Below are 14,422 nucleotides of genomic sequence, written 5' to 3' on the forward strand. Positions count from 1 at the left end.
AATTAGTTAGCTGATTTCGCTATTTTAAATAAACGAAGGTGTATATTTACATCGGATTATAATTCCTACTTTTAGAGTAGAAAAAATAAAAACAACCAATTAATAAATGGCCGTTAAACGATTAAGTAAAGTAGCAAGAGAAATGAATGTTGGAATTTCAACAATAGTTGAATTTCTGGATTCTCGCGGAATAGAAATTAGTACCAATCCAAATACTAAGATAGAACCAGCTATTTACGAGCAACTTCTTGGAGAATTTCAAAAATCTAAATCTGTAAAAGAAAAAGTAGATGAAGTTCGTTCGGAAAAAGAAGAACAAAAAGAGTTGGTTGCTAAACAAAAACAAGCTGAAAAAGAGGCTAAGTTAGAAGAAGATAGAAAAACTAAAGAGACTGAAGAGACGACTAGCTCAGGGTTGAAAGTTCTTGGTAAAATTGACTTACCAGGTAAAAAACCTAAAGCTGAAAAAGTTGAACCTAAAGCAGTTGAAGAGACTGCTCCTCCTAAAGAAGAAAAACAGCCAGAAGCGGTTAAACCTGATACTGAAAAACTGAAAGGGCCTTCTGTTGTTGGTAAAATTGACTTACCTAATAAAACGAAGAAAGAGAAAAAAGAGCCTGTTAAAAAAGTTGCTCCTAAAGAGGAAGTTAAGCCTGTAAAAGAAAAAGCTAAAGAAGAGCCAGTTGTTAAAGAAATCGAAACAATAAAGGCTACTGCTGAAAAACTTACTGCTCCTACTGTTCTTGGAAAAATTGTTCTTCCTGTTGATAAGGCTAAAGAGAAGAAAAAAGAAAAACAAGCGGCAATAGAAGAAGCTAAACAGCGTCGTAAGCGTAAGAGAATTAAGAAAGTTAATATTGAGAAGACTGGTAAAAAAGTATCTCAACAACAACGTAATAAGAAGAAAGCAGAGCAAAAACCAGAAATTACTGATAAACAAATTCAGCAAGAAATTAAAGAAACACTTGCTCGTTTAAGTAATAAAGGGAAAAATAAAGGGGCTAAGTTTAGAAAAGATAAACGTCAAGCTAAGAGTGCTCAACGTGAAGAAGAATTAAAGCGAGCAGAAGAAGAAAAAGGAATATTGAAATTAACAGAGTTTGTAACTGTATCAGAATTGGCTTCAATGATGGGACAACAAGCAACTCAAATTATTGGAACGTTAATGTCAATTGGGATTTTTGCTTCTATCAACCAAAGGTTGGATGCTGAAACGTTGAAACTTGTAGCTGAAGAATATGGTTTCCAAGTAGAGTTTGTAAGTGCTGAAGTATCTGAATCTATTGAAGAGGTTGAAGATAATCCAGACGATTTAGAATCAAGACCTCCAATTGTAACGGTAATGGGACACGTCGATCACGGTAAAACATCTTTACTGGATTTCATTCGTGAAACAGCTGTTATCGATGGAGAGGCAGGTGGAATTACACAACATATTGGAGCCTATAGTGTAACTGGAGAAAGTGGTAGAAAAGTAACTTTCTTAGATACACCAGGACACGAAGCCTTTACAGCCATGAGAGCACGTGGTGCACAAGTAACAGATGTTGCCATTATTATTATTGCAGCAGATGACGATGTGATGCCTCAAACAAAAGAAGCGATCAACCACGCACAAGCTGCTGGTGTACCAATGGTGTTTGCTTTAAATAAAATTGATAAACCTGATGCCAACCCAGATAGAATTAGAGAGCAATTATCTCAAATGAATATTCTTTTAGAAGAATGGGGAGGAAAGTACCAATCACAAGAGATTTCTGCAAAGAAAGGTATTGGTGTTGAAGAATTAATTGAAAAGGTTCTTTTAGAAGCTGAGTTATTAGAGTTAAAAGCTAACCCTAAAAAGAATGCTGTAGGAACAGTAATAGAAGCTACCTTAGATAAAGGTAGAGGTTTTGTAACCACTTTATTGGTAGAAGCTGGTACACTTAAAGTAGGAGATGTATTAATTGCTGGAACTCAATATGGTCGTGTAAAAATTATGCACGATGAACATGGTAAAGTTGTTAAAGAAGCTGGACCATCTACGCCAGTATCAGTATTGGGTATGAATGGTGCTTCTGCAGCAGGTGATCGTTTCCATGTATTGGATGATGAAAAAGAAGTGAAAAATATCGCTTCAAAACGTCAACAATTACAAAGAGAACAAGGGTTGAGAACAACTAAACACTTAACACTTGAAGAAATTGGACGTCGTTTAGCATTAGGAGACTTTAAAGAGTTGAACATTATCGTTAAAGGTGATGTAGATGGATCTATAGAAGCATTATCAGATTCATTATTAAAACTTTCTCAAGATGAAATTCAGGTAAATGTTATTCATAAAGCAGTAGGACAAATTACAGAGTCTGATGTATTGTTAGCCTCTGCGTCTGATGCAATTATTATTGGATTCCAAGTTAGACCATCTGCTCAAGCTAGAAAGTTAGCTGAAAAAGAAGAAATAGATATCCGTCTATATTCTGTAATTTATAAAGCTATTGAAGAAGTAAAAGAAGCAATGGAAGGAATGCTTTCTCCAGATATTAAAGAAGAAATTCTTGGTACTGCTGAAGTAAGAGAAGCCTTTAAGATTTCTAAAGTTGGAACAGTTGCTGGATGCTTCGTAATAGAAGGAAAATTAGTAAGAAGTGAAAAAATACGTCTGATTAGAGAAGGTATTGTAATTTACACTGGTGACTTAGGGTCATTGAAGCGTTTCAAAGATGATGCAAAAGAAGTAGCAAGAGGATACGAATGTGGATTAAATATTGATAAATACAACGATATTAAAGTTGGTGATCAAATAGAATGCTTCACAGAAGTAGAGGTTGCTAGAAAACTGAAATAAAAAATACATTATACCAAATGTTTAAAGCCAGTTAATCAAATTAACTGGCTTTTTTTATCCTTATTTTTAGGTTATTAACCATTTTAAAAGTAATTAACAAAACGGAATGAAAATTCATTTAAAAGAACTGAAAACAAGGACAAGACTATTGTTTTGATCAACAAACAAAACGATCTCATCAATAGACTAATCATATAACCACCATAATACTTCTATATTATTCTTAGTTTTGTGGAAAACCCCAGGTTATGAAAAATGCAATAATACTCTTGTCTTTAATCAGTCTAATCTTTATTTCTTCTTGCAAAAAAGCTACACTCACTAAGAAATTAAATGATAGCACTTGGGAATTAAAGAAAGTGATGCAAGGAGATGAAGATGTAACTGTAAAGATTTTAAAGACACAAATGGTTTATTCGAGTATTGAATATGCTAAAGATGGTAATGGTGTTATTTTAGGAACTCCTAATCGCGAGGAACTTCAAGCTGAAGGAGGAACATGGACTTTAGAGAAGATTGTTCCTACTGTTGGAGATCGGTACTATTTAATAAGAAATTCAATCGAATATCAATACGGAAGAAGAAATGTTTTCAATGTTAGTGAATATGGAAGCGAAATGAAGCTTACAGAGAATAACGTACTGACACAAACTATTGACGACTATACCATTACTTACGAAAAAATAAATTAACACCCTATCCTTTAAATTAAGTTTCCTCCTATTCTTGTTTATATTTTCAATGAATGTATCTTTGTTTAGAAGTTCTTTATAGTTGAATCATTTCACTATAAAAAGCTTAATATTGTTGAATATAATTAAAGATACAAGTGAGTAGAGTAAAAGTATTAGAGGCACTGAATCAGGACCCTGGTTCAAGTATTGTAGTTAAAGGATGGGTAAGAGCTTTTAGAAGCAATCGTTTTATCGCATTAAACGACGGTTCTACAATCAACAACATACAGATCGTAATCGATGATACTGTAATCAATCAAGATATAATTGACAACATTTCTATCGGTGCCGCTATTGCAGTGACCGGAGATTTAGTAGAATCGCAAGGTAAAGGACAGAAAGTAGAAGTCTTAGCAACAGCAGTTACTGTTCTTGGAACTGCCAACCCTGAAGAAGTACAAAAAACAATCTTACAGCCTAAACGTCACTCATTAGAGTTGTTAAGAGAGCAAGCGCATTTGCGTTTTAGAACCAACTTATTTGGAGCTATTTTTAGAATTCGTCATGCCATGACTTATGCTATTCACAATTATTTTAATAGTAAAGGATTCTATAATTTACACACACCGATTATAACAGGATCTGATGCTGAGGGTGCTGGAGAAATGTTTAGAGTTACCAACTTTGATTTAACGAATATTCCATTAACAGAAGATGGAAAAATCGATGTTGAACAAGATTTTTTTGGAAAAGAAACCAACTTAACCGTTTCTGGACAATTAGAAGCAGAATTGGGAGCAATGGCCTTAGGGCAAGTGTACACATTTGGGCCTACATTTAGAGCGGAGAACTCCAACACTTCACGTCACTTAGCTGAATTTTGGATGATCGAACCAGAAGTCGCTTTTGCCGATTTACAAGACGATATGGAATTGAGTGAAGACTTTATGAAGTATGTCATTCAATACGCTTTAGATAACTGTAAAGATGATTTAGCTTTCCTATTACAAAGAGAGGCCTTTGAAGAAAAACAAAAACCACAAGCCGAACGTAACGAGCTAAACCTCATAGAACGCCTAGAATTTGTTGTTTCCAATGATTTCGAAAGAATTTCATATACAGAGGCCATTGAGATTTTACAACGCTCTAAACCTTATAAAAAGAAGAAATTTAAATATCCTGTAGAATGGGGGGTAGATTTAGCCAGTGAACATGAGCGTTTCTTAGTAGAAAAACATTTTAAAAAGCCCGTAATTATTTTCGATTATCCGAAAGAAATTAAAGCATTTTATATGCGTAACAATGACGATGGAAAAACTGTTGCAGCAATGGATGTTTTATTCCCAGGTATTGGAGAAATTATTGGAGGGTCTCAACGTGAAGAACGTTTAGAAGTCTTAAAGGAAAAAATAAAAGACTTCAACATTGAAGAAGAACACGTATGGTGGTATTTGGATACTCGTAAATTTGGAACAGCTCCACATGCTGGTTTTGGACTTGGTTTCGAACGTTTAATTATGTTTGTTACTGGAATGAGTAATATTAGAGATGTTATCCCATTCCCACGTACACCAAAGAACGCTGAATTTTAATTTAATTGGAACCCAACAGGTATATTGAATATCTGTTGGGTTTGTTTTTTTAGCTCTTCTCAATATATTGTTGAATATATTTCTTAGCCACATTCATTTTTACTAAGTCAGGATTTATATTATAAATATACTGAACTATTTGCCATAGTTTATCTTCTGTCCAATAGCTATTATCTTGAAACAGGTAGTACTTCTCCCCTCTATACATTATAATTAGTTGAAATGGTTCCGTAATACGATGTTGAATAGGTTCTATTACAAAATAAAGCTCCTGAATATTTCCCTCAAATATTCTTTTAATATTAATATCAGAATGGGAACATTGTATTAATTTAAAATTGAGTCCATCAAAAACGATTTCTTGAAAAAAAATCCATCTCTTTTTGGCTACATTATACCCCCAATAAAACACATAAAAATTGAGAACAAACAATAACCAAAAGACAGGATTATCAGTACTTTCTTTACTTAAGAAAAACAAGGTATTAATCACAGTAAAGAAAACAATGATATATAAAGTAAATGGGATTTTTGAAGTAAATGGCTTTCGATTAGCTGTTGTAAACCTCAACATTAAACCGTCTTTTTTCTCAATGCTAAGACGATAAAAACAAGTCCTATTACTATACCTGGAATACTTAACCACTGTCCCATGTTTAAGGAAGCTTCAGCTAATGCGTCGGTTTGATGTTCTTTCCAAAACTCTATAATAAATCGAGCCGAGAACATCAATAAGAAAAAGACTCCGAAAATTAGTCCTTCTTTTTTATACCATTCGCGTTTCCAATACCCCCAGAAAAGTAAAATAAATACAATAAAATAACTTACTGCTTCCAAAATTTGAGTAGGAATACGGGGTATAATTGCTAAATCAAAGTGAACAACATATCCATCGGCTGTTTTAGAAACTGTTGGTCGATTATCAATTACAAAATAGTGTAATTCTTTATCTGCTGATAGTTTGGACTCTTTTTGGTAGTCATAATGCTTATAATAGCTAAAACTCTTGTAGAACTCATTAATATCCTCTTCAACGACATTCTTGTTATAAATAGGAAAAGTAACCGAGCTAATAGGATAATTAAATCCATTTTTTTCGATGGTTTTATCGGTATGTTCTAATGTTATATCTCCAGCCTCAGTTGTAAAATAATGAGAAAGAGAGTTTTTGGTTTCATATTGAAAGAAAAATGCGGTATTAGCATTGCTTTTATCGCCAACAATCTCCGAGTTCATTAAATTTCCAACTCGAATTAAACCTGCTGCCAAAGCAACTGTTAAGACTACTTTATCCAATGTCCACAAGACTGTTTTGGTTCCTTTGGTTACACGTTTTGCATAAATCCACATGGCAATAACAATCGCTATCGCTGCACCATGACTTGCTAACCCTCCTTTCCAAACTTGAGGAATTTCCAATAAATGTTGTGAATAATAATCCCATTCGTAGAAAAAAACATGTCCTAAACGCGCCCCTACAACGGTACCCACAACAGCATACATGAGTATTTTATCCAACCACTCTTCGCTAATTTTTTCGTTAGCAAACATCTTTTTCATCAACGTAAAGCCTGCAAAAAAAGCTAATCCAAACAACAACCCATAGTAACGAATCATAATTGGAGATTCGATGATATTAGGGTTAATATCCCAAGTGATAAAAGCGAAAAGATTCATACAATTATTTTAAACGATTTCTCAACAAAGGTAGTATATAATTCTATTGTTTGAATTAAAGTCAAAATCAAGTACCCTTTTTATAACTTATTTTAACTAAAAAAATAAATCCAAATAATCCTTGAGTATCTAAAATTGAAAAAACTCAATAAAATAATAGCTAAAAATAGTAAAATTAGTAAAGTAGTAATTGAAGTAACAAAATAAGCTAAAACAAAATAGAGTCCTATCCCCTCTCCTACAACCAAGGCATAACTAACATACATTGCTCCAATAAAATGACCCGGTTCTAGTTCAAACTTATAATTACAGTTCGGACAAGTGTCATTCATTACAGGTAACTTCAACAAGAAAATAGTTCCTTTTTTTCTAAAAATAACTCCTTTTTCACATTTAGGACATTTTCCTTTAGCAGCTGCAATCGCTTTCATATCATTTTTTTTACAAAACTATTGCTATACTTTATTTTTATCGTTGCACTAAAATTGCATATTTTTGGACTTTTAAGACATTAGTTATTTATTTCAATGCCTATTAATCCAATTTTAAACCTTTCTCATTTTACCATAAAAGATCTTACACCAGATTTTTATTGTAATTTATTTTCTGACCACTTAAACCAAAATCATTCAAAAATTACCGTTCCACACAAACACGATTTTTATTTGTGCGTTTTATTTACAGCAGGATATGGAACACATCAAATTGACTTTAACTCCTATCCTATTCAACCAGGTAGTGTGTTTTGTTTATCTCCCGGTCAAATACATAATTGGCGTTTTAAAGGCGCTGTTGAAGGGTATATCTTTTTTCATTCAGCATCTTTTTATGAAGCGCAATACACACGTAAAGCCTTAACTAATTTTCCCTTTTTTCTTTCCAACCTCAATTCATCTCAAATCAACCTTACTCCAAAAGCTATTAAAAGAATTGTTCCATTATTTAAACGTTTGTTGGAAAGCTATCAAAGCAATCACGTGATGAAAAGCCATAAAATTTGTAGTCTGATTGACCTTATTTACATTGAGCTCTATCAAGAGATTGTAGAAAAGAACCTCCCTACAACTCCACAATCAAAAGCTTATGGCAATACCCTTCATCAGTTAGAACAATTAATAGAACAATATTACTTAACCAACAAATCGCCTCAATTTTATGCTGATCAGCTCAATATAACGACCAAACACTTAAACAGAATTAGTAAAGAATTGATTAATAAAACAACTTCAACCCTAATTTTAGAACGTGTGATTCTAGAAGCCAAACGTTTATTGACCCATTCAAGAAAAAACTACAGCGAAATTGCTCGATATTTGGGATATGATGACTATGCCTATTTTTCTAGGCTTTTTAAACAAAAAAGTGGTTATTCTCCTTCTAAATTTGAAAAAGAGGTCTTAAAAAAGTAAGTATTACTTCAATTTTTGATAAAATAGATGAACCTTTTTATAGTTTTGTACTATAAGTAGATAAAACAGTTTTGAACTTTTTCGAATTCATAGAGCGTCATAAGTTTAGTATTTTAGGTACTATTGTTATTCATATCATCATCTTTGTGTGGATGAATTTACAGTTGGTTCAAAGCAGACCATATGTGGCCAATGAACGCGTGGTGATGCGACTAGACTTTACAGAAGAGGAGGACGAAACAACAGAAGATGAAGAAAGTTTAGCAGCTACAGAACAGCTCAATGGTAGTTCTCCTTTAACTAATGTCGTAGCAAATGCAAATCAAGAGAAGACGACTTATACGAATCAAAGTTTTAGCAAATCTAAAGCAGATCAGGAAGTTTTAGATGAATTAAAAAAGTTAGAAGCCGAAGAGTTTAATTCCATCAAACATGAGCAAGAAGATGAAACGACCAATAACTCATCAAGAACTGTAGATCCTGGTCTTGTAAAAGAGGATGCTGAGTCGAATGAAAATGCAAGCTATGGAAATGACGTAAGGGCAACTGCCAACTACTTCTTACCCAATAGAACACCTCAACATCAACCTACTCCATCTTATAAATGTACAGCTGAAGGTATTGTTACCTTAAAAATTAAAGTCAATCAAAAAGGGAGAGTAGCTTCTTTGGCTATAGATGAAACAAAAACAAACACTCAAAACGAATGTTTACGTAATGAAGCGCTAAAATATGCCAAAAAATGGCGTTTTACACAAGATTTTAACGATGTAGCTAAAAAAAGTGGATGGATAAAATTCACTTATGTTTCCCAATAACATTGCTTAAAAATGATCTATTATTAAATAATTTTTAACAGATCAATTCAACTTTAGAACACTTGATTCATAAAAGATTATATATTTGCTCAAAAAATACATTATGAGCGAAGAACTAGACAATTTTCAAATCCAAGGGAGTAAAAACGTACCCAATGCAACTGCTGTATTAGTTTTAGGTATTTTATCTATTATTACCTGTTGGACCTATGGTATAATCGGTTTAATACTAGGTATTATTGCTATTGTTTTACATAAAAAAGATAAGGCTGTTTACGCCACAAATCCTGCGATGTATGAACAATCGTTTAAAAACTCTAAAGCTGGAAATATTTGTGCTATTATTGGTTTAATCTTATCTGGATTATTCTTATTGTATATTATTGCAATGGTTGGTATTTTTGCAACTGCATTTAGTGCTGCAGCAGCTAACCCTGAATTCCAAGATGCCATGCAACAAATCACTGATTCTTTAGCAACACAACAATACTAAATTAACAAAGTGACTTTACATAACTTTGAACATAAAAAATTACCCAATGCTACCGCTGTGTTAGTGTTGGGTATTTTGTCCATTTGCTTTTGTGCTGCATGGGGCCTTCCTGGTTTAGCTATGGGAATTATTGCACTGGCTTTATATAGAAAAGATAAAGCGGTATACGATTCAGATCCTCAAGCTTATGAACAATCATTTAAAAACTCAAGTGCTGGTAAAATTTGTGCTATTGTAGGAATTAGTCTTTCTGCCTTTATGCTTTTGTTTTTGATTATTTATTTTATCATTCTAGGAAGCTTTTTTGGAGCATTTTTCGGATTGATGAATGAAGCAGCAAAACATAATCAAAATCATAGATACGAAGACTATGATGACTACTATTACGAAGATGAACTTGAAAGTGATAGCTCCAATACGTATGTAATAGAAGAAAATATTGACTCACTATCAATAGAAGAATAACTTCAAATAAAATAGTAGAATGTTAAAATGCCACTGGAAAGAAACATTTGGCGTTGAATGCATGGGTTGTGGTTTTCAACGTTCTTTGATGGCTTTATTGGAAGGTGATTTTCTAACCAGTTTAAGTTTGTTTCCCGCTACTATTCCTTTGTTATTTACATTTGTTTATACAGTGGCTCACCTTATTTTTGGTTATCAAAAAGGAGCTCGAAATATTATTATTTTATTTTCGTTCTCTGCTTTTTTAATGTTAGCTAATTTTATTTATAAAATTGCAACAAGCAATCCTTTACACTAATTCTTTAATAAGAAATAACGGGGTACAATCCTAAAATGAACACCAATTGCTCCTGTTATTGCCCCCAATATATTTGCCAATAAATCCAAGGGATCTCCTGATCTAAAGGGAATATAATGGTGCTGAATAAGCTCTAAAATTAATCCTAAAACGGTACCATAAATTAAAGTGATTAAATAAGGAAATTGCTGTAGTAAAGTACTACTACTTTGAAGATAAAACCCTTTTATTGTAACTAAAGAAAGTATAAAATACAATCCAAAATGAACGATTTTATCAAAGTGGGGAATATCTATAAACGAAGCATCCGGAAACTCTTGTCCCGGAATGCTACATAATATCACTATAATTACCGACCATATAATGGACAATAAATTATATCGAAAAAACATCTTTGTTTTTACCCTATTAAATCTTGGTATCCCTCAGCTGATAATAAAGCATCAACTTGAGCCATATCAGCAATTTTGATTTTAATCATCCACCCTTCACCATAAGGATCTTCGTTAACCGTTTCTGGAGTGGTTTCTAAAGCTTCGTTAAATTCAATAATTTCTCCTGAAATAGGCATGAACAAATCAGAAACTGTTTTAACTGCTTCTACTGAACCAAAAACTTCCTCTTGATCTAGTGTTTCTCCCTCTGTTTCGATTTCAACATAAACGATATCTCCTAACTCTCCTTGAGCAAACGCTGTAATTCCTACAGTTGCTACATCTCCCTCTACACTAACCCATTCGTGATCTTTTGTGTACTTTAAATTTGATGGTAAATTCATTTTTAGTTTTAGTTTATCTATAATGCTACGAATTTACATTTTTTTGTAAATACAACCAATTACTTTTAAGAGATTTAAGGCTTTATTGTTAAAGCAAATGGAACATCTACTGGAGGCAAGCAAGTATTATCGTTACAAACCATGTAAGATACCGCTCCTTTTATGGTAGCTCCATTAACCTTATCGTTTAAACTAACCAATTGTTTAAAAACTGCTTTTCCATCAAAATAATTAACATTTACCTCAAATACATCATCAAAAACAGCATGAGGTTCAGTTTGCTCAGCAACATTCCCAACAATATCAAAAGCATCTTGGTAATCAAAAGAAAAAACCGTTGGTAAAGGACCATCATCTGGACTTGGTAAATGTTGAGAATACATGTGCCACTTTTCTGCTATATTGGCTGTAAATGTCAGCTCATACATTCCCATTACATTAGGGTCTTCTGTAATTTCAAAATTCCACTGAACAGGACTTTCATCTTGTGCTTTGACTTGATTTACAAAAAACAGAGTCCAGAACACCAAAATAATTGCAACTATTTTTTTCATTTTAATTCTATTTCAAAAGGTTTATCAGTAGGAGGTAAGCATTTACCATCGTTACAAACCATAAAGTTGATATTACCTTTAACAATAACATTGCCATTTTTAACTTTAATCTTTTGTTTAAAGATGGCTTCTTTTGAGAAAGACGTTAAATCCATCTCAAAGGTTGTGTCAAAATGTGTTTCTGTATTTTCTTCAATTGTTGAGTCAATTAATTCAATGTGTTCATTGGGTTCGAAGTCAATCATGGTTGGTAATGGTCCGTCCATACTCGTTAAATACTGCGAATAGGTATGCCATCCCTCTTGTATTAAACCTTCTAAAACGACTTCATATTCATCTTCTGCAATCTTATTAGCTGAGAAGCTCCATGTAATCGGCTCAACTACTTCTGTTACAACCACAGCGTTTTCATCTTTAGCCTTTACTTCCAATCCATTGTTTAATTTTTCATTTGCAGCTAATCCGCATTCTAACCATGCAGCATATTCAGCTACTTCAGGAGTATACCCAACAGGATTATTCAACAGATAACCTTCAGGACTTAACAAAACGTAATAAGGTTGCGAAACTTTACCAAAGCTTATGGCTTCTAAAGTAGCCCATTTATCTCCTACTGTACGAATCATTTTTTGTCTTGTAGTACCATCTGCCAAAGGAATTGGGTAAGGACCTTGTTGTTCTTTAGGTAATTCTTCTGTATCATCTACATACAAAGAAACCAGAATATATTTATCGTTAATGAGGTTAAAAACCTGATCTTGACTCCATACATTATCTTCCATTCTACGACAATTGGTACAAGATTTCCCTGTAAAATCAACTAAAATAGGTTTTCCACTAGCTTTAGAAGCTTCTTGTGCTGATTCTAAATCGTGATAGCAAACCAATCCATTCGGACAATCTAAAGGATACATCCAACTATAATTTACCGGTGGAGCAACTCCACTTAATAAATTTAATGAATGGTAGGTATGTGTATTTGAATTGTATCTAAACCCTAAAAGTAAATAGACAGTAAGCGCAATAAATACTCCTGCAATACCTATTCTAACTTTAGAAAGTTTGACATTTGGACTATCGTGAGGAAATTTGATTTTTCCTAATAAATAGATCGCAATAGCTATCGAACACATGATCCATATAATTAAGAATGCTTCGTATTTTAAAGCACCCCAACCTTCTTGTAAATCTACAATCGAGAAGAATTTAAATGCTAAAGCAATTTCCACAAATCCTAAAACTACTTTTACTGAATTTAACCAACCTCCCGATTGTGGTAAACTCTTTAACATAGACGGAAATGCTGCAAACAACGTAAATGGTAGTCCTATTCCTATACCAAAACCTAACATGGCTACAGTAATTGGAACTGGACCATCTTTCATCGCTCCAGCTAACACAGACCCTAACAATGGTCCTGTACATGAAAAGGAAACCAAAGCCAATACAATAGCCATAAAAACAATACCTAAGAAACCTCCCATATCGGCTGCTTTATCAGCTTTATTGGTCCAACTGCTTGGTAAAGTAATTTCAAAATATCCAAAAAATGAGATCGCAAATACAATAAAAATAACAAAGAATGCCATGTTTAACCAAGAACTTGCAGCAATTTGATTTAAGATTTCAGCATCTAAATTCCAAATGTAAAATGGAATACTAATTGAAACATAAACGATTACAATTGATAATCCATATAACAATGCTTTGGCAACACCTTTCCCTCTTTCAGATCCTCCTTTTGTAAAAAAACTGACTGTTAAAGGAATCATTGGGAATACGCAAGGTGTAATTAACGAAACTAATCCTCCTCCCAGTCCTAGAATAAAAATCCACCAGTAACTCTTTTTTTCTTCTTCTTTTTCTCCACATTCTCCATTAACAGGATTTTGTAAATCTACTTTATCCAAATTAGGAATAACTTCGAGTGTTTTTTCATTGGTTTCAAAAACAATTTCTTCAGCTACAGCAGATTCTTGTAATAAATCAATCTTAAATGGATAAAGCTCAGGGGGCATACATTCTGAATCATTACAAATCATAAACTCTATTTCTCCCTCTAAAATCGATTCGTCTGTATTTTCTAAATGAATTTTTTGCTCAAACCTTGCGTTATTATTAAAATAAGCAATTTCAAATCCCCAAACATCATCAAAATGAGTTTCAGCTCCAATTTCCTTAACTTCTCCAATAAAGGTTAAATTGTTATTTTCCTTATAAATAAATGTTGTTGGTATTGGTCCCTCATCTTCTCCTAAAAACTGAGAGTATAAATGCCACCCTTCGTCAATTTTTGCTTCAAAAATCAACGTAACATTTTCCTTATCAATCTGCTCTGCTGTAATATCCCATTTGACGTAGAATTGCGAAAAAATCGATAACGTAAAAAAAGAAAATATACTCACTAAAAAAAACTGCCTCATCTATATCTATTTTTTGTATTAAAACTTGATAACCTACAAAAATAAATTATTTCGCTATAAAAAAACGTCCATTAAAGTTTTCTTTATTGGATTCCTAACTTGTTTTAACATTTTTTCGAAAGAGAGAGGGAAGAGAGAAGAGACAATTAGATGATGAGATAATAAGCTAATGAGATGATGGGAAAATAGCAAAGATGAAGATTCAACCCATTATAGCATTGCAGCATTTCATAATTAAATCATTACAGCACTAATCCAGTCAGTTCGAGTGCCGACAAAGGAGGTGTCTCGAGAAATAGACGGCTTGCTCATCCAGAAAATAGTATAGAGAGAAAAGAATAAAGAAAAGAGACAATTAGGTGATGAGATAATAAGCTAATGAGATGATGGGAAAATAGCAAAGATGAAGAT

Annotated in this window: 15 protein-coding genes; 8 read left to right on the forward strand and 7 right to left on the reverse strand. The window is 33.0% G+C overall.

Annotated elements, in window-relative coordinates:
* Positions 1 to 106: 106 nt before the first annotated feature.
* The 3 genes from infB to asnS all read left to right on the forward strand — a co-directional run bounded on the left by infB (position 107) and on the right by asnS (position 5,096).
* Positions 107 to 2,830 (forward strand): translation initiation factor IF-2, encoded by a 2,724-nt coding sequence (gene infB / locus N4A35_11275; GenBank protein ID MCT4581992.1) that lies wholly within the window; start codon positions 107 to 109, stop codon positions 2,828 to 2,830.
* A gap of 248 nt (positions 2,831 to 3,078) precedes the next feature.
* A complete protein-coding gene (locus tag N4A35_11280) occupies positions 3,079 to 3,522 on the forward strand; it encodes a hypothetical protein (protein MCT4581993.1) in 444 nt (147 codons plus the stop codon).
* Positions 3,523 to 3,659: 137 nt separating this feature from the next.
* On the forward strand, positions 3,660 to 5,096 hold the full coding sequence (asnS, locus tag N4A35_11285; GenBank protein ID MCT4581994.1) for an asparagine--tRNA ligase: 1,437 nt from the start codon (positions 3,660 to 3,662) through the stop codon (positions 5,094 to 5,096).
* Positions 5,097 to 5,145: 49 nt separating this feature from the next.
* On the opposite strand, the gene N4A35_11290 is transcribed toward asnS, so the two are convergent.
* The 3 genes from N4A35_11290 to N4A35_11300 form a co-directional block, all read right to left on the reverse strand.
* Positions 5,146 to 5,670, reverse strand: coding sequence for a hypothetical protein (locus tag N4A35_11290; GenBank protein MCT4581995.1), 525 nt, complete (start codon positions 5,668 to 5,670; stop codon positions 5,146 to 5,148).
* A complete protein-coding gene (locus N4A35_11295; protein ID MCT4581996.1) occupies positions 5,670 to 6,773 on the reverse strand; it encodes a prolipoprotein diacylglyceryl transferase in 1,104 nt (367 codons plus the stop codon). Before N4A35_11295 ends, N4A35_11290 begins: the two co-directional genes overlap by 1 nt.
* A 92-nt stretch (positions 6,774 to 6,865) precedes the next feature.
* Positions 6,866 to 7,204 (reverse strand): DUF983 domain-containing protein, encoded by a 339-nt coding sequence (locus tag N4A35_11300; GenBank protein ID MCT4581997.1) that lies wholly within the window; start codon positions 7,202 to 7,204, stop codon positions 6,866 to 6,868.
* 96 nt (positions 7,205 to 7,300) lie between these two features.
* Here N4A35_11300 and N4A35_11305 point away from each other — a divergent pair, with 96 nt between their 5' ends.
* The 5 genes from N4A35_11305 (at position 7,301) to N4A35_11325 (ending at position 10,256) form a co-directional block, all read left to right on the forward strand.
* The gene (locus N4A35_11305; protein MCT4581998.1) at positions 7,301 to 8,182 is read left to right on the forward strand and encodes an AraC family transcriptional regulator; all 882 of its coding nucleotides are present in this window, start codon (positions 7,301 to 7,303) and stop codon (positions 8,180 to 8,182) included.
* A gap of 71 nt (positions 8,183 to 8,253) precedes the next feature.
* Positions 8,254 to 9,000, forward strand: coding sequence for an energy transducer TonB (locus tag N4A35_11310; GenBank protein MCT4581999.1), 747 nt, complete (start codon positions 8,254 to 8,256; stop codon positions 8,998 to 9,000).
* 103 nt (positions 9,001 to 9,103) lie between these two features.
* Positions 9,104 to 9,493 (forward strand): CCC motif membrane protein, encoded by a 390-nt coding sequence (locus N4A35_11315; GenBank protein MCT4582000.1) that lies wholly within the window; start codon positions 9,104 to 9,106, stop codon positions 9,491 to 9,493.
* A 9-nt stretch (positions 9,494 to 9,502) separates the two neighbouring features.
* Positions 9,503 to 9,958 (forward strand): CCC motif membrane protein, encoded by a 456-nt coding sequence (locus N4A35_11320; protein MCT4582001.1) that lies wholly within the window; start codon positions 9,503 to 9,505, stop codon positions 9,956 to 9,958.
* 19 nt (positions 9,959 to 9,977) lie between these two features.
* Positions 9,978 to 10,256 (forward strand): DUF2752 domain-containing protein, encoded by a 279-nt coding sequence (locus tag N4A35_11325; protein ID MCT4582002.1) that lies wholly within the window; start codon positions 9,978 to 9,980, stop codon positions 10,254 to 10,256.
* Here the strand turns inward: N4A35_11325 and N4A35_11330 are convergent.
* From N4A35_11330 to N4A35_11345, 4 genes are all read right to left on the reverse strand, one after another.
* Positions 10,253 to 10,600 carry a VanZ family protein gene (locus N4A35_11330; protein ID MCT4582003.1) on the reverse strand — a complete coding sequence of 116 codons (348 nt, stop codon included), beginning with the start codon at positions 10,598 to 10,600 and terminating at the stop codon, positions 10,253 to 10,255. The two genes, N4A35_11325 and N4A35_11330, sit on opposite strands and share 4 nt — an antisense overlap.
* Before the next feature lie 56 nt (positions 10,601 to 10,656).
* A complete protein-coding gene (gene gcvH, locus N4A35_11335) occupies positions 10,657 to 11,034 on the reverse strand; it encodes a glycine cleavage system protein GcvH (protein ID MCT4582004.1) in 378 nt (125 codons plus the stop codon).
* A 74-nt stretch (positions 11,035 to 11,108) separates the two neighbouring features.
* Positions 11,109 to 11,588 carry a protein-disulfide reductase DsbD N-terminal domain-containing protein gene (locus N4A35_11340; protein MCT4582005.1) on the reverse strand — a complete coding sequence of 160 codons (480 nt, stop codon included), beginning with the start codon at positions 11,586 to 11,588 and terminating at the stop codon, positions 11,109 to 11,111.
* Positions 11,585 to 14,011, reverse strand: coding sequence for a protein-disulfide reductase DsbD family protein (locus tag N4A35_11345; GenBank protein ID MCT4582006.1), 2,427 nt, complete (start codon positions 14,009 to 14,011; stop codon positions 11,585 to 11,587). The genes N4A35_11340 and N4A35_11345 overlap by 4 nt, the downstream gene beginning before the upstream one ends.
* Positions 14,012 to 14,422 lie beyond the last annotated feature (411 nt).

Source organism: Flavobacteriales bacterium (assembly GCA_025210295.1).
In the GTDB taxonomy this organism is placed as follows: Bacteria; Bacteroidota; Bacteroidia; order Flavobacteriales_D; family Parvicellaceae; genus S010-51.

What these genes read in the sequence shown, in the direction of transcription:
- N4A35_11290 (MCT4581995.1), bottom strand. Translation starts at nt 5,670, where the DNA reads ATGTTGAGGTTTACAACAGCTAATCGAAAGCCATTTACTTCAAAAATC.
- N4A35_11345 (MCT4582006.1), bottom strand. Translation starts at nt 14,011, where the DNA reads ATGAGGCAGTTTTTTTTAGTGAGTATATTTTCTTTTTTTACGTTATCG.
- N4A35_11295 (MCT4581996.1), bottom strand. Translation starts at nt 6,773, where the DNA reads ATGAATCTTTTCGCTTTTATCACTTGGGATATTAACCCTAATATCATC.
- N4A35_11315 (MCT4582000.1), top strand. Translation starts at nt 9,104, where the DNA reads ATGAGCGAAGAACTAGACAATTTTCAAATCCAAGGGAGTAAAAACGTA.
- gcvH (MCT4582004.1), bottom strand. Translation starts at nt 11,034, where the DNA reads ATGAATTTACCATCAAATTTAAAGTACACAAAAGATCACGAATGGGTT.
- N4A35_11280 (MCT4581993.1), top strand. Translation starts at nt 3,079, where the DNA reads ATGAAAAATGCAATAATACTCTTGTCTTTAATCAGTCTAATCTTTATT.
- N4A35_11325 (MCT4582002.1), top strand. Translation starts at nt 9,978, where the DNA reads ATGTTAAAATGCCACTGGAAAGAAACATTTGGCGTTGAATGCATGGGT.
- N4A35_11305 (MCT4581998.1), top strand. Translation starts at nt 7,301, where the DNA reads ATGCCTATTAATCCAATTTTAAACCTTTCTCATTTTACCATAAAAGAT.
- infB (MCT4581992.1), top strand. Translation starts at nt 107, where the DNA reads ATGGCCGTTAAACGATTAAGTAAAGTAGCAAGAGAAATGAATGTTGGA.
- N4A35_11300 (MCT4581997.1), bottom strand. Translation starts at nt 7,204, where the DNA reads ATGAAAGCGATTGCAGCTGCTAAAGGAAAATGTCCTAAATGTGAAAAA.
- N4A35_11340 (MCT4582005.1), bottom strand. Translation starts at nt 11,588, where the DNA reads ATGAAAAAAATAGTTGCAATTATTTTGGTGTTCTGGACTCTGTTTTTT.